The following is a 26,098-nucleotide window of genomic DNA, read 5'->3' on the forward strand; positions in this document are numbered from 1 at the left end:
TTCCTGTAATTATTACCTTGCGAGTATGTACGAACAATTAGAAAAGAGTATTGGTGAAAAGGTAACACTGTCAACTGAAGAGTTTGAATTGTGTAAAACTTTTTTTATCCCAAAAAAAATCAGAAAAAAACAAACCTTACTTCTTGAAGGGGATGTTTGTACGTACAATGCCTTTGTTGAAAAAGGAATTTTAAGGTCCTATACTACTGACGAGAAAGGACATGAAAATGTGATACAGTTTGCTTTTGAAGGATGGTGGATTACCGATTTATCTAGCTTTTTAACTGGAGGAAATTCTACTTATACTATTGAAGCTTTAGAAGATTCCGAATTATTGTTATTAACCACGACAGCCAGAGAATCATTAATGAATGCGATTCCTGCTTTTGAAAGGTATCAAAGACTTTTGTTGCAAAATGCATATATCGCTTTACAAACTAGAATCAATAGTGCATTGACAGCTACGGCCGAAGAAAAATATTTAAAATTGACCACTTATTACCCTGATATTGTGACCCGTATCCCACAACATATGGTGGCCTCGTATTTAGGCCTTACTCCCGAGACATTAAGTCGAGTGAGAAAACAAATAAACCTTCGCAAATAAAATTGATCTAGATCAATGTCATTTCTTATTCTACCTCAATGGAAGAAGAGACTTTCCCGTTGTAGTTTTGCGTCACTAAAATGATGAAGATGCAAAATAGTAAAACAATTGCCGTTATTGGTGCTTCAGACAAAAGAAATTTTGTGGTATTAAATGAGCTAGCAGCTCGTTACCAAATGTTATTATTTGATAAAAACGAAAAGGCACTTTCGGATGTCCATCAAGCACTTTTAGTTCAAAATCGATATGGTTCTATCGAAAAGATGGATTGTCCCACTAATGCAAGTTGGGAAGCAGATATCATTATTCTTTCAGGATTTTGCATTAACGATGCTAATATAGTTCATAATATTAAAAATGTTGCTACAGCAAAAATTGTAATTATTATGGAAAATGATGATGAGTTTACCAAATCAATAAATCATCAAGTAAGTTTTGATCTTATTTTTCCACATTCAAAAATAGTCGAAGTTATAAATATAAACACCGATGATAAAGCAGAGAAAGAGTTCCTTTTAGAAGGACATGATTCTGATGCTTTAGATATCGTTTCAACCATTTTAGAAGGAATTGGTTTCAACACGTATGTCTCACAAATTAATTAATAAAAATAAATCTTATGAATAATAGCATTTTATTACAACCCTATACATTCAATTCTACATCTTTTAATAACCGTATGGCTATGGCACCAATGACAAGAAGCCGGTCAGGAAACGAAGGAAACTTGGCTACGGAACAAATGGCAATATACTATTCTGATCGTGCCGATGCAGGTTTACTAATTACCGAAGGTACCGTAGTGAGTACGAAAGCAGTAGGTTTTATTAATGTTCCGGGAATTTACAGTGCAGCACAAACGGAAAGCTGGAAGCAAGTGACGCAAGCGGTTCATAATAAAGGAGGGAAAATATTTGTTCAATTATGGCATACTGGTAGGTTGTCACATCCAGATTTACATAATGGAGAATTACCTCACGCTCCCTCGGCAATTAATCCTGAGGCCAAAGCATTTACTGCTCAAGGTTTTGTAGATACCGTAACTCCAAAAGAAATGACTGTTGCCGAAATTAAAACAACTATTGAAGATTTTGCAAATGGGACTAGAAATGCCGTAGAAGCGGGTTTTGATGGTGTTGAATTACATGCAGCCAATGGGTATTTATTTCATCAGTTTTTTAATGGAGCCTCAAATACACGTACAGATGAATACGGCGGAAGTATTGAAAATAGAGCCCAAATTTTATTTGAAACCTTAGATGCCCTAAAAGGAATTATTGATTACTCTAAAGTGGGAGTTCGATTGAATCCATCTATGCACGGTGTACAAGGAATGACAATAGACAAGGAAACAATTCCTGTACATGAATATATTGTAAATCGTTTAAACGACTACGGATTAGCTTATGTGCATTTAACGGAACCTTTTACGGATGTTAGTGAAGTACCTTATGCCGTTACTGAAGTAGCCAAACATTTTAGACCTATATATAAAGGGTTGTTGATGATTAATAAAAGTTTTACTAAAGAAACAGGTAATAAAGTGATTGAAGAAGGGCATGCCGATATGGTCGCGTTTGGTGTTCCTTTTCTAGCTAATCCTGACTTAGTTGCTCGATTTAAGAAAGATGCTCCCCTGAATACTCCAGATCCAAGTACTTTTTACACTTTTACTGAAAAAGGATATAATGACTATCCTAAAATGGAAGTTTAATCGATTTAATTTGTTGATGAGATTTACTGTTTATTAATTCTTATATATGATGCAATAAAATAATGATTATATGAATTAGAAAATCTCATAAGAAAAGCTCCATAAATTTATGGAGCTTTTTTTTAAGCATTTTCTTCTAAAAAAGAGATGCTTTTTTTCTAAATTTTGCTTTGTAAACTGCTCCAGCCTCCACCATTGTGAACAGTGGTAAATCCGTTTGATTTTAAAATACTCTTAGCCGATGCACTTCGCATTCCTGATGCACAACAAGTAATAATAGTTTTCTCTTTTTTGATTTTAGCAATATGGCTATTAAGTTCATTCAAAGGCGCATTTATCGAGCCTTTAATATGTCCTTGTTTGTATTCTCCGGGACTACGAACGTCAAGGATTACTGCTCCTTGTTTTACTAAATCAGCGTAATCTACTTTTGGTCCTAAACCAAATATCTTTTTTAAGGTGTTTATCATTGTTATTGATTTATTTTGATTTATAATAGTTTACGTCTAGCCACGAACCGCCGTTGTAACATTCAATTCCTTGTTGAGAAAGGAAATGCTGTGCTTGTCCGCTTCTATTACCGGAGGCACAACATAGAATTAACGGAGCTTTAAGTTTTTTTAACTCTTCGATTCTTTCAGGAATTTCATTTAAGACGATGTTAATAGACCCTACTACATTGCCTCCTATAAATTCACCATAGGAGCGTACATCTACAATAGTTCCTTGGTTTTCTTTTATTATTTTTTCTAAGTCCATTTTTTATTTTCTAAAGGTTTTTGAAATCATCCAAAAAACATTGATTGATTATCAGATGTTATTTGAATTTTATTTTACAAAAGTAATAGAACTCTACATGGTGTACAGTAACATTTGTTACATAAGAATTTTTTTTTGATCATATTTTTTTTCAAAAAACAAGCCTGCTAATACTAACAGGCTTACGAAGATTTTAAAATAATATATTACTATTTATGCTCTAATGTTGGAAATAGCATCAGCTCTAAAAGCATTTTTATTAATAGATGATATCGCAATGCCAGTTAGTTCAGCATCTGCTTTTTTTGCTTCATCGAGAGTTTTGGCTAATAAAGTGGCTGCTTTATTTTCTCCTAATGTTTTTGCAAAAGCATGTAAAGTACCATATGTGGCTATTTCATAATGTTTCATTTTTTGTTCGGAAGCAATAATACTAGCGTCACGTACCATACCATGATCTGTTTTTTTTATCATTTTATCATTTTCCTTTAGGATTCCTTCCATAGCATCGCATTTTTGCGCTTTTGCTTCAATTCCTGTAGTTTCAAATATTTTTTCTAATCTGGAAACATGTTCATGTGTTTCCTTTAAATGATTTTTTAAAGTTGTTTTTAACTCAGGATCAGAAGCATTTTCCATCATTTTAGGTAAGTTAATGCTAAGTACCTTTTCTGCATAATAAATATCTTTCAAGCCAACTTCAAATAAATCTCTTAATCCATGTGAAGGATTTGCTTTTGCTTTCATTGTTTCTTTTGAAGCTTCTTGTTTTCTAGTTGTAGGTGCCATAATAATTGGTTTTTATATATTAATAGATTGTATTATAAAAATTTTTGTCTTTTTCTAATTTCTTTTAATTTTCAATATCCATAAGCTATTATTTTTCTTATTCTATTTATAAAGTTATAAATATTTTAATTTAAGTAACTGTTAATTAACTTAATATAAACATAAACTGCGTGAATTAACTAAAAGTAGTAAGGCGTTTCTTTGTAATAACAACATGTTGTTTTTTGAGTTTTGTTAGCTTTCTTTAAAGAGAACTAAAAAATATATTTTTCAAATTTATTTAAACATAATTAAAAACAAAAAAGCCAGTTAAACCTTTTGATAAAGGAAAAACGGGCTTATTGATGCAAGTTTTTAAATGTTTTTATAATGCGATAACAGCTACTGAAATAGTTTTGATAACTATTGTATCGAGTTATTTTTCATTTCTTCAAGCAGTTTAATTATTTTATCCAATTTGTCTACTTCGATATTATTTAATTTTAAGGTTAATGCTTCAATTTCTTGTTTAGCATCAATGTTAGTTTGGTAATCAGCTTGGGCTTGCATTCTATCTCTTTCACTTTGTCTATTTTGAGACATCATAATGATAGGAGCGGCATAAGCAGCTTGCGTTGAAAAAACAAGATTAAGTAATATAAAAGGATAAACATCCCAATGCTTCACAAAAGCCAATAAATTGAGACCCATCCAAAGTACAACTAGTATTGTTTGTACAATTATAAATTTCCATGAACCCATTCCTTTTGCTACACTATCAGCTAGTCGGCTACCAAATTCTAATGTTTCAAGATGTTTTTGATGCCAGTTGTTCGTTTTTATCATTGTTTTTGGATTATTTTTTTATAAATATTTCATATCAAATATAACTCAATCTTTGTTGCAATAAATTAAAATTTTAGTTAATGTGAGTACATTGTTTGTCGAAAGAAAATAGTCATTCGGCTACACAATTAATAGCATTCATCTAATAGTATATTTATGAGCTTTAATGTCTTTATATATTTGTGGTATAGTTTTAGATAATAGAGTAGGTAACAACAAGTATTATAATTGGTTATTATGTTTTGTTGAGAAGGTCAGTAAAATAAGTGTATCTGTAAATGCATTCGCTTGAGATAAGATTAAATCATTAGCAACACTTTGAAGAAAATTACAGAGCGGACCATACAGTTAAAATATAGGATGTTTAGTTTTTTAGTTGATTGGTTAAATACCCCAATTTAGCCGTTTAGAACAGTCTTAGCTTTCTTAGTTAAGACTGTTTTATATTTTAATTATCAATGTGTTTAATAATTCTTGTCCTTCTTCCCAATATTGCAATCGCGATTCAGAGTTGAGGTGTCCTTTTAGTCCCACATTGATAAAAGTACTTCCCCATTGATGAGCAAGAAAAACAGCTTTTTCTACAGAAATATAGGGATCGTTAGCACTCGTTACCAGAATGGTAGGGTACTCAAATTTGGATAAAGGAATTGGCGAAAAGTTTCTTGTTTCTTCTGGTGTGTGTAATGGTGAATCTACATCAGCAGGAGCCACAAGTAAGGCGCCAGCGATTTTATTTGTAGTATTCTTTTTTGACCAATGCGCTACAAGTGAAACGGCTAGACTATGAGCAACAATAATTATTGGACCGTCAATGCTATCAATACTTGAGGAAAGGCCATTCAGCCAATCCTCTAAAATTGGATTGTCCCACTCTTTTTGAATTACTTTTTTTGAATTTTCAAATTTGTTGAGCCAATAATTTTGCCAATGCTCTTTTCCAGAATCACCTAATCCAGGAACTATTAATAAGGTAAAGTCCATGCTTTTTTATTTTTATAATACCAATTGTACTGAATTGCAATGTACTATTTTACAGTAATACAATTACCATTTTTAAGTTGACTTTTTTGTCTTATATTCGTTAAAAAAAAGATGCGTTTTCCTATAGTTATTTTAATAAGCGGGATTTTATTGATGAGTTGTAGTTCTAAAAAATTTACTTCCGTTTCTTATCTAAAATCTGCAGAGGGTACTACTGCAAATAGTCCTAATTTGAATGTATTTGTTCCAAGAAGTGATAAAAGCGCACCTTTTCCAATTTTAATTTTTGTACATGGAGGAAACTGGAACAGTGGTAGAAAAGGAACCTATGATTTGTTAGGAAGAAATTTTGCTAGCAAAGGAGTAGTTACTATTATTCCTGATTATACTTTAAGTCCAGATGCTAGTTATGATGAAATGACCGAGCAAATCGCATCAGTAATTCAATGGGTAAAAGCGAACGGCAGCAAGTATAATGGAAATCCAAATCAAATTTTTATAACTGGTCATTCTGCGGGAGGGCATTTAGGGGCCTTGGCAGTGATGAACCCAAAATATGGTATTGATCCTAAAAGTATTTCTGGGATTATATTAAATGATGCTGCTGGGCTGGACATGAAGAACTATTTAGAACAAAATCCACCAACAGCAACCGATAATTATTTGACTACTTGGACCAATAGTCCTGATCAATGGAAGGAAGCTTCTCCCATTTATTTTTTGAATAAAAATACGCCACCGTTTTTAATCTATGTTGGGGACAAAACGTACCCTTCTATTAAAGTAGCAAACAAGCGTTTTGTTGACGCCTTACAACCCTATCAACCAACAGTTACTCCAATGCATTTAAATAAAAAACATATTCCTATGGTAACACAATATTTATGGCCATGGAGCAACCGTTTTGAGGAGGTTATTGAATTTATGAATAGTCATAAATAATTCTATTTGGCTTTTTGAAAGGAAGTTCTATTTTTTTGTTCCGATAAAATACCGCTTAATAAAGGTTTCGTTAGTTCTTCTATTTCATTCTCTGTGATGTCAATCGCTTTTGAGTTGTCAATTAATTGCAACCAAGGTTTTGGAGCATCAAAATTATAAGAACCAAAAACAACTACTGGAGTACCTTTTACTTTTACATTTTCTTCATCAGCTAGTACCCATTGGTCAGCCCAATCATAAAGATAGCGCGCATCTTTTTCTCGAAGACGCAAGCAAGAATGAGAAGCTGGATAACCGGGTAAACTGTATTGATGCCATCCCACACCTTCTTTGTTAGCAATATTAAAGTTCCATTTTAAATCCCATTCATCATTGAAAGTACTCGTTGTTTGTTCCGCCTTCCAGTTGGTATAGAAAAGTCCAGTAGGGGTTTGGTCTTTTTTTCGTCCCATATTAGTTGGCCCCGTATAGATTAACTCTCCATTTTCATAGGCTGCAAATGTTTGTGTTGGGTAAGAAAAATAGATGATTTTATCAATATCTTTTAGATACTCAACATGAGTAGGAAAAGGCAAGTAAAATTCAATATCACCGCTGAAATCTCCAGGAATGATTACTGAATCCATTTGAGTAAAATTGGTTTTGTCAGTTCTATTAAGTGCAAGGGCAATATCCATTTTTAGGGAATCTTTCGCATTTTGTTCCAACCATTGTTTTGTATTAGTTAATGTATAAGAGACCATTTTTGGTTGTTTTCTTACGCGCACTTTTTTGGTTTTAATAGATTCTGTTGATTCATTTTGCTTGCATGAGTAAAGTACTACGATGATGCTTAAAAGAAGAATAATTTTTTTCATAGGTTAATTTTATAATACAAAATTGGGCTAAATTCTTGACCAAAGTATTACACAATTATCGATTTAATTTATTTTATTCACATATTAAAAATCTTATTGGCGGGTTAAATTGGGACAATTTTTTACGATAGGGTAGGGTGTTTCCACTTCTAGTTGTCTTACTAGTATAAACGATAGTGTACTATCACTAAAATTTAAAATTATGAAAGCAATTAAAACAATACTAGCAATAACACTTTTTGGAATTATAGGAACAGTAAATGGGCAAGAAGCTAGAGTAAAAAATGAAACGGCCATAAATACGAATCAAGATAGAATGGCGTATTATGAGCAAAGAGGAGCGGAAGATGCTCGTTTTGAGTTTGAATTTAAAGCTAAAAGCAAAGCAGATGAAAAAGCTTTTTGGGAAGAACAAAAAGAGTATGAAAAGAATTTAAAGAAGCATAATAGGAAAGCGTATCGCGCTTATATAGCGAGTAAGCAAGAAGCCTATGCAGAGCACCATCATCATTGTGATGGACATTGTTACCATAGCGATTCGTTTTACCAGCATGCTGGATATTACTACTATGGGTATGATGAACAAAACTATCAAACAACTCCTCACAGTACTTCAGTAAATACACAAATACGAGTAAACACACCAAGTGTGCGATTAGGTGTTTTTTAATAATTTGAATTAGTAAAAAAAGCCGCTCTTTCTTAATAGGAAACAGAGCGGTTTCTTTTTATATAGTAATTTACAACTACGCTAAACTTATAAGTCAAAAGAGTTGAAGTTTTAATTATTCTGTCTTTTCTAATTGATCCTTTAAATCAGTTATTTTTTTTATCGTCAAGCTAGGTTCAATACCCCAAGGGTCAAAGAGGGAATCGGGAGTGCGTTGGACCCAAGCGGAACGCATCCCATACGATATAGCACCAATAACATCAAAAGGATTGCTTGATATCAACCAAGAATTGGATGGAGTTGAGTTCGTTTCTGTATTGAAATGTTCGTAAACTAATGGGCTTGGCTTGAAAACTTTAACGTCTTCCACGCTTACAATTCCATTAAAAAGGTCTCTAATTTCCGCATTGATTAAAAGAGTCGAAATCGCATTTTTGCTCCCATTTGAAAAAGCATATAAGGAATGTCCTGCTTCTTTAAGATTTTGCAAGCCCATTTTTACATCAGGAAATGTAGGTAAAACAGTATACTCATGCAGTAGTGTCTCTTTCTGTTTCGAACTTAAATCGACAGCAAACGCTTGACAACAATAGTCCAAAGCATTTTGAGTACAAATAGAAAAATCGACAAATTGATTCATTAATCCCCGTCTAAAAGAATATTCTAATTGCTTGTTTCTCCATGTATCCACAAAAGGATTTGCTTTTTCGCCAATCATTTCCTCTAATGAATTGAAAACTCCTGAGGTATTTATTAATGTTCCGTAAACATCAAATGCTAAAGTGTATTTCATCTATGTTGTGAATTAGGTTATTAATTAGTTTCTATTTAATATAGCTTGAAAAGATAAATTAAAGTTCATTTATTTCAATAACAATTTTTTTTTACCCAAATATAACCTTAGCGTTGGCGTTTATCTGTATTTTTTAGAATTATTTTATCGATAGCACCACTTTGCATGAAGGATAGGAGCGGCATCTCCCGATTTAGAAAAACAAGGCTTTTTTTGGCCATAGTTTTTCTTATCGGGAATACAGCGGATAGCCTGACCGGAGCTTTGGCGCAGGGCATGCCCAAATGATTTTATTTCAAAAATCACTTTAGAAACGACTTTTATCGTTGATTTCCCAAATCTTAATTAAATTTTTGAATTATCTAATTCTCTAGTTTTCAAATTAACCTATCTTTGCCCGCCGAACAATCGGTAGAAAAACGGTATTATGAAGTTTGATTTATTAAAAAAAGACCCGCAGTCGAAAGCTAGAGCGGGAAGTATTACTACAGATCACGGTGTTATTGAAACGCCAATTTTTATGCCTGTTGGGACTGTTGCCTCTGTAAAAGGGGTGCACCAAAGGGAATTAAAAGAAGATATAAACCCAGATATTATCTTGGGAAACACCTACCATTTATACTTGCGTCCGCAAACGGAAATCCTAGAAAAAGCAGGTGGATTACATAAATTCATGAACTGGGACCGTAATATTTTGACGGATTCAGGTGGATATCAAGTCTATTCTTTGTCTTCTAATCGTAAGATTAAGGAAGAAGGAGTGAAGTTTAAGTCGCATATTGACGGTTCATACCATGTGTTTACACCAGAGAATGTAATGGAGATTCAGCGTAACATAGGTGCTGATATTATCATGGCTTTTGATGAATGTACACCATATCCTTGTGACTATAATTATGCAAAGCGCTCTATGAAAATGACACACCGTTGGTTAGACCGATGTGTGAATCATTTGGAGAAAGTGCCTATGAAATACGGTTACGATCAAGCATTTTTCCCTATTGTTCAAGGAAGTTGTTACAAAGACTTGCGTCAACAATCGGCAGAATATATTGCAAATTCAAACCAAGTAGGTAATGCTATAGGTGGACTTTCAGTAGGGGAACCGGCTGAGGAAATGTATGCGATGACCGAAATAGTTTGTGAAATTTTACCCGAAGATAAACCCCGTTACTTAATGGGTGTGGGAACTCCAATTAATATTTTGGAAAACATTGCACTGGGAATCGACATGTTTGACTGTGTGATGCCAACGCGTAATGCTAGAAACGGAATGTTGTTTACGGCAAATGGTTCTATCAATATCAAAAATAAAAAATGGGAAGCCGATTTTTCACCAATTGATGAAATGGGACACACATTTGTTGATACAGAATATACGAAAGCCTACTTACGTCACCTGTTTGCTGCTAATGAATACCTAGGAAAACAAATTGCTACGATTCATAATCTTGGATTTTATATGTGGTTGGTTCGTGAGGCTAGAAAACATATCTTAGCAGGGGATTTTAGACCATGGAAAGAGATGATGGTGAAAAATATGAACCAGAGATTGTAAAAATATGGTGATTGGTTTATTCGGTTATTTGTTTAATCGTATAAAGAGCACATTTTTTTTAAAACAAATAAACGATTAAGCGATTACACTTTTATGCTAACAATAATAGACAAATACATTCTGAAAAGATACTTAGCCACTTTTTCGGCTATGTTGTTGATGTTTGTACCTATCGGGATTATTATTGACGTTTCGGAGAAAATCAATTTCATGATTGAGAATAAGATTCCCTTTCTTGATATTGCAGTTTACTATTACAATTTTACAATCTATTTTGCCAATAATTTATTCCCTATATTTCTGTTTTTGTCCATTATTTGGTTTACTTCCAAGTTGGCTAACAATACAGAAATTATTGCCATACTAAGTTCGGGGATTTCTTTCACCCGATTTTTAAGGCCCTTTATTATTGGGGCTACAATTGTCTCTTTAGTTGTTTTATTCTTGGGTTTTTCTATTGTTCCTGCTGCCAATGAAGGCTTTAATAATTTTAGGTATACCTACCTTAGAACGGGCGGAAAAGAGCAAATGCGAGGAGACAATACGGATGTATATAGACAAATTAATGACAAGGAGTTTTTGTATGTTAATAGTTTCAATACCGCATCAAAAGTGGCTTTTAATTTTGCGTTAGAAAAATTCGAAAAAGAAAAATTGGTTTCTAAAATTACGGCTAGCCGAATAAAATGGAATCCCAAAGATAAAACCTACACGATGTATGATTATACAAAGAGGACTGTAGGAGAATTAGGGGATAAAATTGAAAAACAACCAGAAAAGAAGGCGAAATTCAGTTTTGAGCTGGATGACCTAACACCTGTTATTTATATTGCTGAAACCTTGCGTATAGATAAGCTAAATAGTTTTATTGATAAAGAAAGAAAAAGAGGATCATCCAATATAAATATATATATGGTGGTATTTTATAAAAAGTTCAGCGTTCCTATATCAGCATTTATTTTGACCATTATTGCGGTTTCAGTTTCTTCCATGAAACGTCGAGGTGGAATGGGGATGAACTTAACTATAGGAATTTCAATTGCTTTTTCTTTTGTGTTTTTTGATAAGATATTTGGAGTACTAGCAGAGAAGTCTACTTTCTCTCCTTTCTTGGCGGTTTGGTTTCCTAATATTGTTTTCGGAATTTTAGCTATATTTTTATTACGCAATGCAAAACGATAAATTTAAAAGTTATTTAAATCTTCATTTAATCGTTTTTATCTGGGGTTTTACGGCTATTTTGGGGGCTTTAATAACCATCACTGCTGATGCTATCGTTTGGTACCGCATGTTAATGGCAGGAGTGTTTTTAGCATTGTTTATTGTTTTCAAGAAAAAATCATTCAAAATACCAACAACTGCTTTTCTTAAACTTGTTTTTGTAGGACTCTTGATTGCACTACATTGGGTCACTTTTTTTCATGCTATCCATGTTTCTAATGTTTCCATAACACTATCTGTTTTTTCATTAGGAGCTTTTTTTGCCTCTCTATTAGAACCTCTTTTTTATGGTAGGAAAGTATTGTGGTACGAAGTTTTATTCGGACTCATAATCATTGCGGGACTTGGCATGATTATGAAAGTAGAGGTTAATTATTTTGAAGGGATGATTTTTGCACTTATTTCCATTTTACTAGGAGTACTGTTTACTTTAATGAATGGAAAATTAATTCATAAACACGATCCATCAGTTATTTCTTTCTACGAATTTATGGCTGGTGTTTTCTTTATTTCTATTTACTTTATTTATGAAAATAAATTCTCAACAGACTTCTTTATACTAACAACTCATAATTGGATGCTTATTTTACTTCTGGCTTCCATTTGTACGGCTTATGCTTTTACAGCTTCGGTGAAAGTGATGGAAAAGCTAAGCCCTTATACGGTGATGCTTACTACCAATCTAGAGCCCGTTTATGGAATTGTTTTAGCCTATTTTATTATTGGTGGAAAAGAGAAAATGAGTACTTCTTTTTATATAGGAGCTGTGATAATTATATTGACAGTAATCCTGAACGGTATTATTAAACACAGGAAGAAAGAGATTGTATAATTGCCATATAATCATTATGTTGGTTAGAATTAATCTTTTTTTTCAGTTAATACCTTCAGCTTGTAATTAGCTTTTTTTTAACAGCCCCAAACAAATTAAATGTGATACCTTTGCAAAGTTTTACTAATTAAAAAACAAGGAATGCAAAAACACCTGCGATTAAACGAATACAAAGTCTTATTTTTTAGACTGTCTCTTGCTTATCTTTTTTACTTCATTGCGCGAGTTTTATTTTACGTTTATAATGCCGATTTATTACGAGTAGAATCCTTTTCTGACTTTATTTCCTTGTGTTATTATGGACTGTCATTTGATACGACAGCGATCTTATATGTCAATTTACTTTTTATAGTTGTATCGATTATTCCGGTATTTAAAAACACTAATAATGGATACCAAAGGTTTTTGTTTTATCTTTATTTTGGAACCAACTTGCTGGCTTATTCAACTAATTTCGTAGATTTTATTTACTATAAATTTACTTATGCGCGCTCTACAACTGCTGCTTTAAGTGTATTAGAGCACGAAACGAATAAGGCTACTTTGTTTTCTAATTTTTTATTGGAGTATTGGCATGTGTGGTTATTATTCATTTTATGTGCTGCATTATGGGTTTATTTGTATAAAAAAGTAACCGTACTTGCTTTTAAACCTACGAAATACATTCCTTATTTTAGTTTCTCCACCGTTGCCTTTTTATTGATTGTTCTTTTTGTAATTGGGGGAATTCGTGGTGGTGACTTTAAAAAATCAACCCGTCCAATCAATCTTTTAGATGCCAGTCGTCATGTCAAAAACATTGTACATTCAGATATTGTTTTAAATACACCTTTTGCTATTTTCAGGACTTTGTTTACTAATGGATTTGCTAAAACGCATTACCAAGGAGTTACAGAGAAAGTAATTCTAGAAGAAGTAAAACCGATCAAAGAGTATCATAATAATCCAAAAACAAAACCGAATGTGGTTGTTTTTATATTGGAAAGTTATGGGAGAGAATATATAGGAGCATTTAATAAAAACACAAATATTCCTAATTATAAAAGTCATGCGCCATTCCTAGACTCGTTGTCTCAACACAGTATGATTTATACCAATGCCTACGCAAACGGAAGGCAATCCATTCACGGAATGTCATCGGTTTTGGCTGGGATACCTTCGTTTAAAGATGCGTTTACGTCTTCCCCTTATCCAAAGCAAAAAATAGAATCACTCGTTTCTGTTTTGAAAGGAGAAGGATATGATACTTCATTTTTTCATGGGGCTGCCAATGGTTCTATGGGATTTTTAGGTTTCAGTAACATTCTAGGTATCGATCATTATTATGGAAGAACAGAGTTCAACGACGATTCTCAATTTGATGGTTTTTGGGGAATTTGGGACGAACCTTTCTTACAGTATATGAAGAATACGTTGGACCAAAAGAAAACTCCTTTTTTCGCCTCCGTTTTTACAGTTAGTTCACATGAACCTTATATTATTCCTGAAAAATACAAAGACCGTTTTCATGAAGGAGGAGTGCCCATTCATAAATGTGCAGAATATACTGATTTTGCCTTGAAACGTTTTTTTACGGAAGCCAAAAAACAACCTTGGTTTTCCAATACGATTTTTGTTTTGGTCGCGGATCATTGCAACCAGATTTTTTATGATGAATACCATAAACCTATTAATCGTTATGCTGTCCCAATAATCATTTACAAACCAGGAAGTGATTTAGTAGGTGTAGATACTGATTTAGCGCAACAAATCGATATTTATCCGACTATAATTGATATGATTGGCTATGATAAACCATTTAGGAGTTGGGGTAGGAGTTTATTAGATAAAAAATCAAGTGCTCCTTTTGTATTAAATTCTACGGGCAGTATTTATCAATTTTCAAGAGGGAATTACATCTGTACTTTTGACGGGAAAAACGCACTAGGGTTTTATGATAAGGACGATAAAGCATTGAAACATAATTTAATTAAAAATAGAAATGCAGAGATGGATGATATTGAATTAAATTGTAAAGCTTTTATTCAAGATTATATGAATAGAGTAATTGATAAAAATTTATATTCAAAGTAACTTCTGTTTTTTTTAATTGAATCTAATAGTATTGATTGTCAACGATTAATGATTCGAAATTAAAATTTAGCAGATAATTAAACCCAAGTTTAATACCGAATTTCCTTTTTTTTGAATTAGTATTTAAGAGTTTTTAGGACTTAATTCAAAAATAAAAGGGTGCAAACGATTTAATATTTTATATTTGCAGTTCGAATAAAAAACAAAAACGCACAAATCCTATGGAATATTTAGATTTTGAGCTTCCAATAAAAGAACTAGAAGATCAGTTAGAAAAGTGTCAAGTTATTGGTCAAGAATCAGATGTTGATGTTACAACCACATGTAAGCAAATCAGCAAGAAATTGATAGAAACCAAAAAGAATATTTATAAAAACTTAACTGCTTGGCAACGTGTACAGTTATCAAGGCACCCAAGTAGACCTTATACTTTAGATCATATCAAAGCACTTTGTGGTGATACATTTTTAGAGCTTCACGGGGATAGAGGTTTTGCTGATGATAAAGCGATGATTGGTGGTTTAGGAAAAATTGGAGGACAATCTTTTATGATAGTTGGTCAACAAAAAGGGTACAATACAAAAACACGTCAATATAGAAATTTTGGGATGGCAAATCCTGAAGGCTATCGCAAAGCATTGCGATTGATGAAAATGGCGGAAAAGTTTGGTATACCTGTTTTAACGCTTATTGATACTCCGGGTGCTTATCCAGGACTAGAAGCGGAAGAACGTGGACAAGGAGAAGCTATTGCTAGAAACATTTTTGAAATGGTTCGTCTTAAGGTGCCTATTGTTACCATTATTGTTGGAGAAGGTGCTTCAGGTGGTGCATTAGGAATCGGAGTTGGAGACCGTGTTTATATGTTAGAAAACACATGGTATTCTGTTATTTCTCCAGAATCGTGCTCTTCTATTTTATGGAAAAGTTGGGAGTACAAAGAACAAGCTGCTGAAGCTTTGAAATTGACTTCTTCTGATATGAAAAGACAAAAATTGATTGATGACATTATTCCAGAACCATTAGGAGGAGCTCATTATGATAGAGAGACTACATTTAAAACTGTAGAAGAATATATCTTAAAAGGATATAATGAGTTGAAAGACTTATCAACAGAAAAGTTAATCGCTCAGAGAATGGACAAATACAGTAAAATGGGTGAATATAAAGAGTAAAATCTTACAAATTACTATTTAATCCGAAGCCCTACAGTTTCGGATTTTTTTTTGGTTATAAACAAAAATGAGTTAGTTATGAACATTTATTTGTAATAACTCTACTGCAATATTTTTTAAAATTACGTTACTTTCGCTACATGGAAAACTTCAAAAACATAAACCCAATTAAGGTTGATAAAACAACAATTATTAGCCTGGAGAAAGGGAAATTGCCCCCACAAGTTTTAGAACTAGAAGAGGCTGTACTTGGAGCGATGATGATTGATAAAAAAGGAGTTGATGATGTAATTGATATTTTACAGCCTGATGCTTTTTATAAAGAGGCCCACAAGCATATTTTTGAGGCTATTGTTCAACTATTTACAGATACGCAACCAATTGACTTGTTGACCGTTTCTGCTCAATTAAAGAAAAACGCAAAGTTAGATTTAGCTGGTGGTGATTTTTACCTAATTCAGCTTACGCAAAAGATTTCCTCATCAGCACATATTGAATTTCACTCTCGAATTATTCTTCAAAAGTTTATTCAGCGAAGTTTGATTCGTATTTCATCGGAAATTATCGAGGATTCGTATGATGACTCAGCGGATGTTTTTGATTTGTTAGATAAAGCCGAATCTAAATTATACGAAGTAACGCAAGGAAATATTAAACGAAGCTCTGAAACAGCACAAAGTTTAGTATTACAAGCTAAAAAGCGTATTGAAGAAATCGCTGGACAGGAAGGATTGAGTGGTGTGGCAACTGGTTTTGAAAAACTGGATAAAATTACATCAGGATGGCAACCTAGTGATTTAATTATTATTGCGGCCAGACCTGCAATGGGAAAAACAGCTTTCGTATTATCGATGGCTAGAAACATGGCAATTGATTATGGAATGCCAGTGGCGTTGTTCTCTCTTGAGATGGCGTCAGTTCAGTTAATTACTCGTTTAATTTCCTCAGAGACTGGTTTGTCATCAGAAAAATTACGTACTGGTAAATTAGAAAAACACGAATGGGAACAGCTAAGTACTAAGGTTAAAAACTTAGAAAAAGCCCCTTTATTTATTGATGATACGCCATCGCTTTCTATTTTTGATTTAAGAGCAAAGGCAAGACGTTTGGTTTCACAACACGGAATCCGAATTATCATTGTGGATTACTTGCAATTGATGACCGCTGGAGGAAATGGTAAGGGTGGTGGAAACCGTGAACAAGAAATCTCAACAATTTCCCGAAACTTAAAAGCACTAGCAAAAGAATTAAACGTACCGGTAATAGCACTATCTCAGTTATCACGTGCTGTAGAGACTCGTGGATCCAGTAAAAGACCATTACTTTCTGACCTTCGTGAATCGGGAGCGATTGAGCAAGATGCGGATATCGTTTCGTTTTTATACCGCCCTGAATATTATAAAATTGATGAATGGGATGATGATGAAGCTTCACCAACGGCTGGTCAAGCAGAAATAATGATAGCAAAACACCGTAATGGTAGTATTGAAAACGTTCGTTTGAAGTTTATAGGACACTTAGGTAAGTTTGATAATCTAGAAGACCACAGCGGTAGTTATGATGATCTTCCTTCGTCAATGAATCAAGAAGATAATCCTTTTATAACTAAAAACCTTCCTTCGGCACATGAAGCTTTTGGTAGTAATTTGAATGATGACGATGATGATAGTGATATGCCATTTTAGCAAAACAAGAAAGCCTTTATTGGGCTTTTTTTATTTCTAGTATAATAAAAAGCCCTAATTTTAATGTTGAAATTAAAAAGCTAGTATTTTCGTTTTTATAGTATTTTAATATTGAATTGTTTTTTTAGAACATAAAAATTATTCATTTTTGGTACTAATTTAAAGCCAGTTACTGGAATTTATGAAGATAGAATAACTATTGGAGTAGCTAGTGCATTAGCAATGGAGAGTATCTATGACTTCTCTTCAGCTTGTGATTGTAAAAGTCCAATGTATACATAATTTAAATGCTGACAACTTTAGTTAATATAGGGAATATACTTTTATTTTTAAATTTAGTTTTATTTGTAAAATGCTTTTCGGGACAAGGAAAACCATTTACAATTTTCACTTTTTATTTAGCGCTTATGTTTTTAATACAAATGAGCTCTAGTATGATGTCTAGATTTGGAATTAATAATCTTTATTTATCTCATTTTTATTTTATTGGACAATTTTTTGTGTTAGGCCTTTTTTATGGCACAATTTTTAAAACTAAAAAACTAAAAAAAGATACATTAGCAATTGGAATAATTGGTTTGGCTATTATTGGAGTTGAATATATTTTTGATCCTAGTCAGTTTTTTAAATTTAATATTTTCGAAATTTTTATAACTTCACTATTAGTTATGATATTTGCAGTTATACATTTGTATAATATGCTCTCTGAAAAAAAAGAGTTTTATTATATTAATTGGGGAATAATTATTTATCTATTTGGTAGCACCATACTATTTATCACAGGAAATTTAATTGTTACTTTAAACCGTGAGTACACTAAATTGCCATGGATATTAAATGCTTTTTTGTATATAATTTACCAATTGTTTATTACATATGAATGGTATAGCAATTTTTCTAAAAGAACAGTTCAGTAAAAAACAAAAAACTTCCCTCAGTAAATGAATTATTTCTAGTAAATAAAAATGCGACAGCGATAATCAAAACACCTTTTTTTTGTAAAACGATAAAACTTAATTTATTTTTTTTCGCAATAAAAAGTACTATTTTTTATGTTAAAATTGTAAAAAATAGTACTTTAGCTCTATAGTATTTTACTATAGAGTATTCGTTTTTATTAATTAAAAAAATAAAGATTAAATGGCAAAGGAAACTATATTAGAAAAATTATCAGAAAAAGTGGGTGTTACAATTAATGCGATTCCATTAAAAACAGCTCAAAAATGGGCAAAACGCTGGACCCAAAGGGAAGGTAAATACAATAAGCATCATGAATTAAACGCTTTTTTAATTCCTGCTGTTGATTTAAAAGAATTGTTGAATGAAGGTGGTACACATGTTAGAGCTTATATTGGTGTTCAAAAAGTGAAGCCTGAACAAGAAGGGGAGCAACCTACTTATGTTGAAAAATTAATGTTTGTAGGAACAGAATATAATCCAGAAACTGGTATTTATGAAGATCTGATCACTACTCCAGGACCTGATGGAAATCTTCAATCTGCTCCAGATGACATATATGATTTTACAAAGCCGTGCCCTCCTTATGATGATCCTAAGAGCCCTTTAGCAGTCTAATTATGGGATATATTTGGGATTTATTGGCTAATATGGGTTGTCTTTTTTTATTTGTAAACTTGCTTTTATTTAGTTTAAAGTTTAGAGGTAACGGCAAGGCTTATAAAATATTTACTGTTTATCTTTTAGTTGTTTTAGCAGTTCAATTGCCTTCTTTCTTTTTAAAAAGTTTACATATTAATAATCTTTTTTTATCTCATTTTTATTTTTTAGGACAATTTATATTTTTAGGCCTGTTTTATAAATCCCTTTTTACAAATCTCTTACAAAAGAAAATTATAAATATCGGTTTTGTATGTTGCTTTATTATTTTAGGAATTCAATATAGTTTAGATACTAGTTTAGTGTTTAGATTTAATTTATTCGAAATATTTTTGACATCATTCTTATTGATTATCTATAGCGTGTTTCATTTTTATAATATGCTAAGCGATAAAAAGGAGTTTTATTATATCAATATTGGAATTATGCTCTATTTATTTGGAAGTACAATACTATTTTTTGTAGGGAATCTTACTGCTTTAATGAGTGCTGAAATGAGTAAAATAACTTGGGTTACTAATGCTCTTTTATATGTTGTTTATCAGTTGTTTATTGTATTCGAGTGGTATAAAAGTTTTTCAAAAAAAACAATTCAATTAGGAAAATGAAAACAAGTCCAGTTTATGAGAAGGAAATAGTTTCGATTATTTTATATACCTCTATTTTTTTTATCATTTTAGCTTTAGTGTTAATTTTGTTTTTCTATTATTCTAGAAAGAAGATTATTCAAAAGGAAATAGAGAAGAAGGATTTAGAAATTCAGCACCAACGAGATCAATTACGTGCTGTAATTATAACTCAAGAGGAAGAACGGAAACGGATAGCTCAAGATTTGCATGATGATATTAGCTCGAAGCTTAATATTGTTTCTTTAAATAGTCATTTGTTAAAAAACCCAAATTTAACAGTAGATGAATCAGAAGAGATTACGGCTAATATTATAAATCTTACAGCCAAAGCTCTAGAGAATACAAGAAGGATTGCTCATGATTTATTACCACCAGTTTTAGATAAGTTTGGTCTGCATGCTGGTATTGAAGAATTATGTTCTGAGTTCAATAGTAGTAAGCATGTTCAGGTTAATTATGTTAACGAGGTATTGTTTGACATGAGTGATAATGATAAGCATCTTCATGTTTTTAGAATATTACAAGAGTTGATGAATAATTCTTTGCGCCATGGAAAAGCTACAATTATAGATATCTTATTTGAAGAAAAGAATGGGAAAATAATTTGTTGCTATTCGGATAATGGTTTAGGATTTGAAATGAAAGACAAGAAAAATCAAAGCGGACTTGGGATGAAAAACATTCAAAGTAGAATTGATTTTTTAAATGGTACTATTATAATTGATTCAGCTATTAATAAGGGAGTCAAAGTAGTTGTAAATTTTTAAATTATGAATAGAAATATTAAACTAATTTTAGTTGATGATGAAGTTTTATTCAGAAAAGGAATTTCTTTTTTATTGGATAGAGAAGAAAATATAAAAGTGATTCATGAAGCATCAAATGGAATGGAACTTTTGTCTTTTTTAGAGGAAAGCAAGATTCATCCCGATATCATTATAATGGATTTAAAAATGCCTTTATTAAATGGTGTTGAAGCCACTAAAGTAATTCATAAAGAATACCCAAAAATTAAAATAATTGCTTTATCTAGTTATCGATCTAAATCATTTGTTGCTAATCTAATGAATGTAGGAGCAGTTTCATATTTAATAAAAAATACAACACCTAAAGAATTATTGATGACCATTCATGAAGTTAACAGTAAAGGTTTTTATTATGATGACTATGTGATGAAAGTAATCAAAGACATTGCTTTAAGTAATAATTTTGATAATAAAGAATTAAAGTCTAATTATTTAACCAGTCGTGAAGTCGAAGTTTTGCAATTGATATGTGAACAAAAAACTACTTCAGAAATAGCCGAATTACTTTTTATTAGTCCAAGAACTGTTGATGGACATCGTAACAATTTATTGCTTAAAACAGAATCTAAAAATATAGCTGGTTTAGTTTTTTTTGCGATTCAAAATAAAATAGTTTTATTGTATGATTGAGTAAGAATCTATTTAAAATTTAAGCATTTAGATATTTTATCGCCAAAATAAAATATAAGATAATAGTCATTACTAATAAACACAAACCTCCTTTTTTTAAAAAGAATAATGCTCTATATTGCTTATTGTTCTTATAATCTTCCATTTGCCCTTTTTTTATTATTAAATATATCCAAATTTATTAATAATGTTTTATCCATTTATGCGTATTAATACCCGTTTTGTAATTGAAATATTTATTGATAAAAATGGGTACTAGAATCTTTAAATAAAATACCTTTATACTCTATTCAATATTTTCATAATGATTTCTAAAAAAGTTTTATTTATCCTATTTTTTCTACTTTCATTTGCTTCAAAAGCTTCCTTTATTTTGTTGCCAATGGACGAAAATACACAACAGAATCATCTAAAAGCGTATGGAGTCACTTTTTGGTGTTTAGAAAAAAGCTACAAAGCGAGTTGGTTACTTAATTACCGTGGCGGATCTTTTTTATTACCGGATGCGTTAGAGATACGTAAAGAATGTCAGATTCGAGGAGTAAGTTTTGAAGTATTAACTGATGCTGAGGAATCTAGAATACTAGATGAAATTGCGAGCCCATCTCAAAATATGGAAACCGTTATTCTTGAAAAAGCACCAAGAATTGCAGTTTATACTCCCAAAGGGAAGCAACCTTGGGATGATGCTGTCACACTTGTTTTGACGTATGCCGAAATTCCTTTTACTCCCATTTATGATGAAGAAGTTTTAAATGACCAATTAGTATTATATGATTGGTTGCATTTGCATCATGAAGATTTTACAGGCCAATATGGGAAATTTTTTGGAGCTTATAGAAATGCACCTTGGTATATTGAACAAAAAAAAGAAGCTGAAGATTTAGCAACCAAGTTAGGATATGCAAAAGTATCTCAAGAAAAAGGAGCTGTAGCCAAAAAAATTAGAGACTTTGTAATAGGTGGCGGATTCATGTTTGCCATGTGTTCCGCAACAGATAGTTTTGATATTGCTTTAGCAGCAGATGGAGTTGATATATGTGAGCCCATGTTTGACGGTGATGATAGTGAAGCCAATTATCAAGCTAAAATGAATTACGATAATTCTTTTGCATTTAAAGATTTTATATTAGAGAGAAAACCAGATAAATATGAGTTCTCCGATATTGATATGACGGAAAAAAGAAGAGTTCCTATGGAAAAGGATTATTTTACATTAATGGAGTTTTCCGCTAAATGGGACCCAATTCCCACAATGTTATGCCAAAATCATACACAGTTAGTAAAAGGATTTATGGGGCAAACAACCTCTTTTGATTCTGACCTTATAAAATCTAATGTTTTAAAAATGGGTGTTTGCGAACTGAATGGAGAAGCAAGGTATATTCATGGTGAAAAAGGAAAAGGAATGTTTACTTTTTATGGTGGTCATGATCCTGAAGATTTTCAACATCGAGTAGGTGATTCACCAACAGTTTTGGATTTACACATGAATTCTCCAGGGTATCGATTGATTTTGAATAATGTATTATTTCCCGCAGCAAGAAAGAAAAAACAAAAAACCTAGAGCTATAGATTTCATATTTAATGCAATTTTATTGAACGAATGAATTATTCAAAAATACTACAAGAAATACAACAGGATTTACTTGAATATCCAACTACTGGAAATGTTACCACAACAATTCCAGAATTAGCGAAGGTGAATCCCAATAAATTTGGCATCCATCTCACAACAATTGATGGAGAAGATTTTGGTATTGGAGACAGTGAAGAGCAATTTTCTATTCAAAGTATATCAAAAGCACTGACTGTTGCATTAGCTTTTTCTTTTTTGGATGAAAAAATTTGGAAAAGAGTGGGTGTAGAACCATCAGGTACTGCTTTTAATTCGTTAATTCAATTAGAATATGAAAAAGGAATTCCAAGAAATCCATTTATAAATTCGGGAGCAATTGTAATAGCTGATATGTTGGTATCCTGTTTAAAAAATCCTAAAGATGACTTTTTGAGTTTTATTCGAATGATTTCTGGAAGTCCATCGATTAATTATAATTTTGCTGTAGCACAGTCCGAAAAGGATACCCGTTTTAGAAATGCAGCTTTGGCTAATTTTTTAAAATCATTTGGTAATATTGATAATGATGTTGATGAAGTTTTAGATTTTTATTTCCATCAATGCTCCATAGAGATGACTTGTAAAGAGCTGGCTCATTCTTTTTTCTTTTTTGCCAATGAAGGGAAAACAAAGGATGGAAAACAAATTTTGACAAAAAGCCAAGTAAAACGTCTGAATGCTTTAATGCAAACTTGTGGATTTTATGATGAGTCAGGTGAGTTTACCTATAAAGTGGGATTGCCTGGCAAGAGTGGAATAGGTGGAGGAATTGTAGCTTTATTTCCTAAGGTATTTGTAGTGGCTACTTGGTCACCAAAATTGAATAAAAAAGGAAATTCTGAATTAGGGATGCATGCATTAGAGTCTTTGACTACTAAAACAGGTATGTCTGTATTTTAATAGAATCAATTTAAAGTGAATTGAAACCAAATTGGAATGTGATCTGAAATTTTTCTAGCTTCTTTTAATGAGTTAAAATTTTTATAAAAAAGGAGTACTCCAGAATTTATAAAGTTGATTTTGGATGTTTTGTAATACATATTGTCAAACTCTGATGCAAGACATTTGCTGTTTTTACATTCTTTTTTTAACGATGTTTTTTGATTGATAAAAATACTTTTATAACCCATTATTTTCAAAGGATTAAAAACAGAATGAGATTGTGGGCAATTAAAATCTCCTGCAAATATTAAATTTAAATTGGGATATTCTTCAGGTATAAATTTAAAATGTTTAATCTCTCTTTCTGGTTGTTTACTTTTTGTTATGGCATGAAAATTTACTACAGTAAATTGCTTATTATCACATTCAAATGTGCAATAATAAGGTTCTCTATCAATCTCTAGTGCAAATTGTTTCTCAAGCCAAGCTCTTCCGATTTTTTTTAGTTTGCTAGTTTTCCATATGTAAGCGTATCGTTCTGTTTTATAAGCACTGCTACTTGTAGGGTTACTAATAACATAATCCCATTTAGCCCCTTTGCGATTAAGAACATCAACTAATTGAGCAACGGCTTGAGCTCCACCATAGCCAGCGACTACTTCTTGAATGGCTATAATATCATAATCTTGAACGGTTTGTGCCATAAAGGCAATTTCAGAAGTGGATTTTGATTTCCCTAAATTTTCAATATTCCAGGAAACTAGCTTGGTTTGTGAATAGAGTAAAGAACAAAAAAAAAGAAGGAATACCAATACGATATTTTTCATTTGTAAAAAGGGAAAATAGGGTTTAAATATAGTGCAACTTACTGAAATTTTTTATAAATAGTTAGAAACAGCTCGGTTTTAATCCATTTTAAGTTTGTATTTGAATCCTTCAATATCTGTTGCTATTATTTTTTTTCGGTTTAATATCTCAAATACTATTTCTGTTTCATGTCCTTTATTGTCAATTAAAATTCCAATACCATTTTCACCTTCTACAGTGATATGACCTTGAACATTATTTCCATCTTCATCTGTACCGCAAACATGATCTTTATATTTTAAGGGAATAGAAATTAGGTTCTTTTTTATTTTTTTATTTTCCGAATCACTTTTTTTGATAACTATTTGCTTGTCATTTTGGTCTTTTATTTTTTGTTCGCATCCGCCAATAGTTATTGATAAGCATATGATTAGTAGTCGAAATGTTTCAATTTTGGAAATCATGGTGGTATTTTTTTGTAAAATTAATTTATAAAAAAATCGATTCCTTACGGGAAACCTCATTTTGGATTTTTTTTTAAACTTTAACAAACAATTTTCACCAGTTTCATTTTTATTTGAATAAATCGTTCTACCTGTTTTGTAGTTAATGCACTTTGGATTTGTGCTTTGTACAGTTTTTCAGCGATAATTTCAGATTTGATTTTCATATAAGGATATATTGATAAAGAAATAGTATTCCCTGTCAATGACTTCTTATAATGCTTGATGTATTTTTTAGTGTAATTATTATAATCTTCTAGGTATTTGTCCCATTCACTGTTTTTTGGAGGTTTGCTCTTTTTTATTGTGAAATCTATTAAAAAAGGAGTGTCTTTGTTTTCCATTTTTGACTGAATGCTTTAAATTAATTTAATTCAAAACTACAACCTGTAAAAGTCTCTTCCTTGAGGGAAACCGTAAAGTAGAAAGAAAAATAATTTAGTTTATACGAGGCCTAAATCTTTAGCAATGGCAATGAGGTGTACATTGTTATTGGCTTTGAAGTATATTTTTAATTTATTGATTCTCTTCTCAATACTGCTGGAACCATTTGGGGAAATGCTAGCTGCTTTAAATTCAATACCTATTTCATCGAGAGTTTGTCCTTTGGATAAAAATTTCAATAAATAAATATCATATGCCTCAATTTCTATTAAAGATTTATCTCTTAAAGCATATGATAATTCAGATGATATGATTTTTTCTTCATTTTGGTAAATACTACGAATGGCTTTTTGGAGTTCGGGTATACTGTTTCGTCCTTTTGATATATACGCATTAATTCCCAAGTCATTAAATAATGATTTTATGCGGTATGTTTTGTCTTCAATTGAAAACACGATTGTTTTAATTTCTGGCTGAATCTTCTTAACGGCTTCTATAAGTTCATCTCCAGAATTTAATATATTTTCTCTATGATCAATTTTAAACGATAAATCACTTATTAATAAATCGTATGGGAGATCGTCATGTAATGCTTTTTTTATTTTCAATAAAGCATCATCACAATATTTTGCATGGTGAATTTCAGAAATCGAAAGTTCTTCCAAAGCTTGTACAATGGCGATACTGATACTATCTAAATCTTCAGCAATTAAAATTTTTTTGAACATAGTTTCATTA

At 31.7% G+C, this 26,098-nt stretch carries 29 protein-coding genes; 18 read left to right on the forward strand and 11 right to left on the reverse strand.

What is annotated here, in order from left to right:
• Positions 1-25: 25 nt before the first annotated feature.
• The 3 genes from AB3G33_RS08245 (at position 26) to AB3G33_RS08255 (ending at position 2,321) form a co-directional block, all read left to right on the forward strand.
• Positions 26-607: a Crp/Fnr family transcriptional regulator gene (locus tag AB3G33_RS08245; RefSeq protein WP_367757782.1), complete on the forward strand. Its 582-nt coding sequence runs from the start codon at positions 26-28 to the stop codon at positions 605-607.
• Positions 608-696: 89 nt separating this feature from the next.
• The gene (locus AB3G33_RS08250; RefSeq protein WP_367768137.1) at positions 697-1,212 is read left to right on the forward strand and encodes a hypothetical protein; all 516 of its coding nucleotides are present in this window, start codon (positions 697-699) and stop codon (positions 1,210-1,212) included.
• Positions 1,213-1,226: 14 nt separating this feature from the next.
• Entirely contained in the window at positions 1,227-2,321 is a 1,095-nt protein-coding gene (locus AB3G33_RS08255) for an alkene reductase (protein ID WP_367757786.1), read from the forward strand.
• 158 nt (positions 2,322-2,479) lie between these two features.
• Here AB3G33_RS08255 and AB3G33_RS08260 read toward each other — a convergent pair whose 3' ends face one another.
• The 5 genes from AB3G33_RS08260 to AB3G33_RS08280 all read right to left on the reverse strand — a co-directional run bounded on the left by AB3G33_RS08260 (position 2,480) and on the right by AB3G33_RS08280 (position 5,678).
• A complete protein-coding gene (locus tag AB3G33_RS08260) occupies positions 2,480-2,791 on the reverse strand; it encodes a rhodanese-like domain-containing protein (RefSeq protein WP_367768139.1) in 312 nt (103 codons plus the stop codon).
• Between the two features lie 10 nt (positions 2,792-2,801).
• A complete protein-coding gene (locus tag AB3G33_RS08265; protein ID WP_367768141.1) occupies positions 2,802-3,080 on the reverse strand; it encodes a rhodanese-like domain-containing protein in 279 nt (92 codons plus the stop codon).
• Positions 3,081-3,293: 213 nt separating this feature from the next.
• Positions 3,294-3,869 carry a ferritin-like domain-containing protein gene (locus tag AB3G33_RS08270; protein ID WP_367768144.1) on the reverse strand — a complete coding sequence of 192 codons (576 nt, stop codon included), beginning with the start codon at positions 3,867-3,869 and terminating at the stop codon, positions 3,294-3,296.
• A gap of 402 nt (positions 3,870-4,271) precedes the next feature.
• A complete protein-coding gene (locus AB3G33_RS08275; protein ID WP_367768147.1) occupies positions 4,272-4,694 on the reverse strand; it encodes a DUF1003 domain-containing protein in 423 nt (140 codons plus the stop codon).
• 441 nt (positions 4,695-5,135) lie between these two features.
• Positions 5,136-5,678: an RBBP9/YdeN family alpha/beta hydrolase gene (locus AB3G33_RS08280; RefSeq protein ID WP_367768150.1), complete on the reverse strand. Its 543-nt coding sequence runs from the start codon at positions 5,676-5,678 to the stop codon at positions 5,136-5,138.
• A gap of 111 nt (positions 5,679-5,789) precedes the next feature.
• On the opposite strand from AB3G33_RS08280, the gene AB3G33_RS08285 reads away from it, so the two are divergent.
• Positions 5,790-6,620: an alpha/beta hydrolase gene (locus AB3G33_RS08285; protein WP_367768152.1), complete on the forward strand. Its 831-nt coding sequence runs from the start codon at positions 5,790-5,792 to the stop codon at positions 6,618-6,620.
• Positions 6,621-6,622: 2 nt separating this feature from the next.
• On the opposite strand, the gene AB3G33_RS08290 is transcribed toward AB3G33_RS08285, so the two are convergent.
• Positions 6,623-7,477, reverse strand: a complete 855-nt coding sequence (locus AB3G33_RS08290) for a L,D-transpeptidase (protein ID WP_367768155.1) — start codon at positions 7,475-7,477, stop codon at positions 6,623-6,625.
• Positions 7,478-7,679: 202 nt separating this feature from the next.
• Here AB3G33_RS08290 and AB3G33_RS08295 point away from each other — a divergent pair, with 202 nt between their 5' ends.
• Positions 7,680-8,147, forward strand: a complete 468-nt coding sequence (locus AB3G33_RS08295) for a hypothetical protein (RefSeq protein ID WP_367768158.1) — start codon at positions 7,680-7,682, stop codon at positions 8,145-8,147.
• Between the two features lie 115 nt (positions 8,148-8,262).
• Here the strand turns inward: AB3G33_RS08295 and AB3G33_RS08300 are convergent, their stop codons facing one another.
• Positions 8,263-8,940, reverse strand: coding sequence for a haloacid dehalogenase type II (locus AB3G33_RS08300; protein ID WP_367768161.1), 678 nt, complete (start codon positions 8,938-8,940; stop codon positions 8,263-8,265).
• A 427-nt stretch (positions 8,941-9,367) separates the two neighbouring features.
• On the opposite strand from AB3G33_RS08300, the gene tgt reads away from it, so the two are divergent.
• The 13 genes from tgt to AB3G33_RS08365 all read left to right on the forward strand — a co-directional run bounded on the left by tgt (position 9,368) and on the right by AB3G33_RS08365 (position 23,684).
• Positions 9,368-10,498 carry a tRNA guanosine(34) transglycosylase Tgt gene (tgt, locus tag AB3G33_RS08305; RefSeq protein ID WP_367768164.1) on the forward strand — a complete coding sequence of 377 codons (1,131 nt, stop codon included), beginning with the start codon at positions 9,368-9,370 and terminating at the stop codon, positions 10,496-10,498.
• 93 nt (positions 10,499-10,591) lie between these two features.
• The gene (locus tag AB3G33_RS08310; protein ID WP_367757808.1) at positions 10,592-11,680 is read left to right on the forward strand and encodes an LptF/LptG family permease; all 1,089 of its coding nucleotides are present in this window, start codon (positions 10,592-10,594) and stop codon (positions 11,678-11,680) included.
• A complete protein-coding gene (locus tag AB3G33_RS08315) occupies positions 11,667-12,551 on the forward strand; it encodes a DMT family transporter (RefSeq protein ID WP_367757810.1) in 885 nt (294 codons plus the stop codon). Before AB3G33_RS08310 ends, AB3G33_RS08315 begins: the two co-directional genes overlap by 14 nt.
• 141 nt (positions 12,552-12,692) lie before the next feature.
• Positions 12,693-14,624: an LTA synthase family protein gene (locus AB3G33_RS08320; RefSeq protein WP_367768167.1), complete on the forward strand. Its 1,932-nt coding sequence runs from the start codon at positions 12,693-12,695 to the stop codon at positions 14,622-14,624.
• Positions 14,625-14,845: 221 nt separating this feature from the next.
• A complete protein-coding gene (locus AB3G33_RS08325; RefSeq protein WP_367768170.1) occupies positions 14,846-15,799 on the forward strand; it encodes an acetyl-CoA carboxylase carboxyltransferase subunit alpha in 954 nt (317 codons plus the stop codon).
• Between the two features lie 140 nt (positions 15,800-15,939).
• Positions 15,940-17,484, forward strand: a complete 1,545-nt coding sequence (gene dnaB, locus AB3G33_RS08330; RefSeq protein WP_367757819.1) for a replicative DNA helicase — start codon at positions 15,940-15,942, stop codon at positions 17,482-17,484.
• A gap of 407 nt (positions 17,485-17,891) precedes the next feature.
• The gene (locus AB3G33_RS08335; RefSeq protein ID WP_367757821.1) at positions 17,892-18,401 is read left to right on the forward strand and encodes a hypothetical protein; all 510 of its coding nucleotides are present in this window, start codon (positions 17,892-17,894) and stop codon (positions 18,399-18,401) included.
• 223 nt (positions 18,402-18,624) lie between these two features.
• Positions 18,625-19,059, forward strand: coding sequence for a hypothetical protein (locus AB3G33_RS08340; RefSeq protein ID WP_367757824.1), 435 nt, complete (start codon positions 18,625-18,627; stop codon positions 19,057-19,059).
• A gap of 2 nt (positions 19,060-19,061) precedes the next feature.
• Positions 19,062-19,709 carry a hypothetical protein gene (locus tag AB3G33_RS08345; protein WP_367768173.1) on the forward strand — a complete coding sequence of 216 codons (648 nt, stop codon included), beginning with the start codon at positions 19,062-19,064 and terminating at the stop codon, positions 19,707-19,709.
• On the forward strand, positions 19,706-20,497 hold the full coding sequence (locus AB3G33_RS08350; protein WP_367768176.1) for a sensor histidine kinase: 792 nt from the start codon (positions 19,706-19,708) through the stop codon (positions 20,495-20,497). The genes AB3G33_RS08345 and AB3G33_RS08350 overlap by 4 nt, the downstream gene beginning before the upstream one ends.
• Positions 20,498-20,500: 3 nt before the next feature.
• On the forward strand, positions 20,501-21,166 hold the full coding sequence (locus AB3G33_RS08355) for a response regulator (RefSeq protein ID WP_367768178.1): 666 nt from the start codon (positions 20,501-20,503) through the stop codon (positions 21,164-21,166).
• Positions 21,167-21,470: 304 nt separating this feature from the next.
• Entirely contained in the window at positions 21,471-22,733 is a 1,263-nt protein-coding gene (locus AB3G33_RS08360; protein ID WP_367768181.1) for an asparagine synthetase B, read from the forward strand.
• Positions 22,734-22,772: 39 nt separating this feature from the next.
• Positions 22,773-23,684 (forward strand): glutaminase, encoded by a 912-nt coding sequence (locus AB3G33_RS08365; protein WP_367768184.1) that lies wholly within the window; start codon positions 22,773-22,775, stop codon positions 23,682-23,684.
• Positions 23,685-23,689: 5 nt separating this feature from the next.
• Here AB3G33_RS08365 and AB3G33_RS08370 read toward each other — a convergent pair whose 3' ends face one another.
• From AB3G33_RS08370 to AB3G33_RS08385, 4 genes are all read right to left on the reverse strand, one after another.
• A complete protein-coding gene (locus AB3G33_RS08370; protein ID WP_367768187.1) occupies positions 23,690-24,493 on the reverse strand; it encodes an endonuclease/exonuclease/phosphatase family protein in 804 nt (267 codons plus the stop codon).
• A gap of 78 nt (positions 24,494-24,571) precedes the next feature.
• On the reverse strand, positions 24,572-24,937 hold the full coding sequence (locus AB3G33_RS08375; RefSeq protein WP_367768190.1) for a hypothetical protein: 366 nt from the start codon (positions 24,935-24,937) through the stop codon (positions 24,572-24,574).
• 80 nt (positions 24,938-25,017) lie between these two features.
• A complete protein-coding gene (locus AB3G33_RS08380) occupies positions 25,018-25,320 on the reverse strand; it encodes a hypothetical protein (RefSeq protein WP_367768193.1) in 303 nt (100 codons plus the stop codon).
• Positions 25,321-25,419: 99 nt separating this feature from the next.
• Positions 25,420-26,088, reverse strand: a complete 669-nt coding sequence (locus AB3G33_RS08385; RefSeq protein ID WP_367757845.1) for a response regulator transcription factor — start codon at positions 26,086-26,088, stop codon at positions 25,420-25,422.
• Positions 26,089-26,098 lie beyond the last annotated feature (10 nt).

It is taken from the genome of Flavobacterium sp. WC2421, from assembly GCF_040822115.1.
Taxonomy (GTDB): domain Bacteria; phylum Bacteroidota; class Bacteroidia; order Flavobacteriales; family Flavobacteriaceae; genus Flavobacterium.

Coding starts and splice junctions, on each gene's coding strand:
- AB3G33_RS08245 (WP_367757782.1), top strand. CDS start 26: ATGTACGAACAATTAGAAAAGAGTATTGGTGAAAAGGTAACACTGTCA.
- AB3G33_RS08250 (WP_367768137.1), top strand. CDS start 697: ATGCAAAATAGTAAAACAATTGCCGTTATTGGTGCTTCAGACAAAAGA.
- AB3G33_RS08255 (WP_367757786.1), top strand. CDS start 1,227: ATGAATAATAGCATTTTATTACAACCCTATACATTCAATTCTACATCT.
- AB3G33_RS08260 (WP_367768139.1), bottom strand. CDS start 2,791: ATGATAAACACCTTAAAAAAGATATTTGGTTTAGGACCAAAAGTAGAT.
- AB3G33_RS08265 (WP_367768141.1), bottom strand. CDS start 3,080: ATGGACTTAGAAAAAATAATAAAAGAAAACCAAGGAACTATTGTAGAT.
- AB3G33_RS08270 (WP_367768144.1), bottom strand. CDS start 3,869: ATGGCACCTACAACTAGAAAACAAGAAGCTTCAAAAGAAACAATGAAA.
- AB3G33_RS08275 (WP_367768147.1), bottom strand. CDS start 4,694: ATGATAAAAACGAACAACTGGCATCAAAAACATCTTGAAACATTAGAA.
- AB3G33_RS08280 (WP_367768150.1), bottom strand. CDS start 5,678: ATGGACTTTACCTTATTAATAGTTCCTGGATTAGGTGATTCTGGAAAA.
- AB3G33_RS08285 (WP_367768152.1), top strand. CDS start 5,790: ATGCGTTTTCCTATAGTTATTTTAATAAGCGGGATTTTATTGATGAGT.
- AB3G33_RS08290 (WP_367768155.1), bottom strand. CDS start 7,477: ATGAAAAAAATTATTCTTCTTTTAAGCATCATCGTAGTACTTTACTCA.
- AB3G33_RS08295 (WP_367768158.1), top strand. CDS start 7,680: ATGAAAGCAATTAAAACAATACTAGCAATAACACTTTTTGGAATTATA.
- AB3G33_RS08300 (WP_367768161.1), bottom strand. CDS start 8,940: ATGAAATACACTTTAGCATTTGATGTTTACGGAACATTAATAAATACC.
- tgt (WP_367768164.1), top strand. CDS start 9,368: ATGAAGTTTGATTTATTAAAAAAAGACCCGCAGTCGAAAGCTAGAGCG.
- AB3G33_RS08310 (WP_367757808.1), top strand. CDS start 10,592: ATGCTAACAATAATAGACAAATACATTCTGAAAAGATACTTAGCCACT.
- AB3G33_RS08315 (WP_367757810.1), top strand. CDS start 11,667: ATGCAAAACGATAAATTTAAAAGTTATTTAAATCTTCATTTAATCGTT.
- AB3G33_RS08320 (WP_367768167.1), top strand. CDS start 12,693: ATGCAAAAACACCTGCGATTAAACGAATACAAAGTCTTATTTTTTAGA.
- AB3G33_RS08325 (WP_367768170.1), top strand. CDS start 14,846: ATGGAATATTTAGATTTTGAGCTTCCAATAAAAGAACTAGAAGATCAG.
- dnaB (WP_367757819.1), top strand. CDS start 15,940: ATGGAAAACTTCAAAAACATAAACCCAATTAAGGTTGATAAAACAACA.
- AB3G33_RS08335 (WP_367757821.1), top strand. CDS start 17,892: ATGTTTTTAATACAAATGAGCTCTAGTATGATGTCTAGATTTGGAATT.
- AB3G33_RS08340 (WP_367757824.1), top strand. CDS start 18,625: ATGGCAAAGGAAACTATATTAGAAAAATTATCAGAAAAAGTGGGTGTT.
- AB3G33_RS08345 (WP_367768173.1), top strand. CDS start 19,062: ATGGGATATATTTGGGATTTATTGGCTAATATGGGTTGTCTTTTTTTA.
- AB3G33_RS08350 (WP_367768176.1), top strand. CDS start 19,706: ATGAAAACAAGTCCAGTTTATGAGAAGGAAATAGTTTCGATTATTTTA.
- AB3G33_RS08355 (WP_367768178.1), top strand. CDS start 20,501: ATGAATAGAAATATTAAACTAATTTTAGTTGATGATGAAGTTTTATTC.
- AB3G33_RS08360 (WP_367768181.1), top strand. CDS start 21,471: ATGATTTCTAAAAAAGTTTTATTTATCCTATTTTTTCTACTTTCATTT.
- AB3G33_RS08365 (WP_367768184.1), top strand. CDS start 22,773: ATGAATTATTCAAAAATACTACAAGAAATACAACAGGATTTACTTGAA.
- AB3G33_RS08370 (WP_367768187.1), bottom strand. CDS start 24,493: ATGAAAAATATCGTATTGGTATTCCTTCTTTTTTTTTGTTCTTTACTC.
- AB3G33_RS08375 (WP_367768190.1), bottom strand. CDS start 24,937: ATGATTTCCAAAATTGAAACATTTCGACTACTAATCATATGCTTATCA.
- AB3G33_RS08380 (WP_367768193.1), bottom strand. CDS start 25,320: ATGGAAAACAAAGACACTCCTTTTTTAATAGATTTCACAATAAAAAAG.
- AB3G33_RS08385 (WP_367757845.1), bottom strand. CDS start 26,088: ATGTTCAAAAAAATTTTAATTGCTGAAGATTTAGATAGTATCAGTATC.